This window comes from Siminovitchia jepli (assembly GCF_047228825.1).
Taxonomy (GTDB): domain Bacteria; phylum Bacillota; class Bacilli; order Bacillales; family Bacillaceae_C; genus Siminovitchia.
Genome location: NZ_JBFEGN010000229.1, coordinates 1 through 573, shown reverse-complemented (window position 1 = coordinate 573; position 573 = coordinate 1). Strand labels below are relative to the sequence as shown.

Here is a 573-nt window from a genome sequence, read left to right as displayed (position 1 = left end):
AATGGGAAATCTCATCTTGAGGGGGGCTTCATGCTTAGATGCTTTCAGCACTTATCCCTTCCGCACATAGCTACCCAGCTATGCCTTTGGCAAGACAACTGGTACACCAGCGGTGCGTCCATCCCGGTCCTCTCGTACTAAGGACAGCTCCTCTCAAATTTCCTGCGCCCGCGACGGATAGGGACCGAACTGTCTCACGACGTTCTGAACCCAGCTCGCGTACCGCTTTAATGGGCGAACAGCCCAACCCTTGGGACCGACTACAGCCCCAGGATGCGATGAGCCGACATCGAGGTGCCAAACCTCCCCGTCGATGTGAACTCTTGGGGGAGATAAGCCTGTTATCCCCGGGGTAGCTTTTATCCGTTGAGCGATGGCCCTTCCATGCGGTACCACCGGATCACTAAGCCCGACTTTCGTCCCTGCTCGACTTGTAGGTCTCGCAGTCAAGCTCCCTTCTGCCTTTACACTCTGCGAATGATTTCCAACCATTCTGAGGGAACCTTTGGGCGCCTCCGTTACTCTTTGGGAGGCGACCGCCCCAGTCAAACTGCCTGCCTGACACTGTCTCCC

Annotated in this window: 1 rRNA gene; it reads right to left on the bottom strand. The window is 56.4% G+C overall.

The features are described from left to right. A 23S ribosomal RNA gene (locus tag AB1L08_RS22520) occupies positions 1-573 on the bottom strand; the annotation flags it as partial.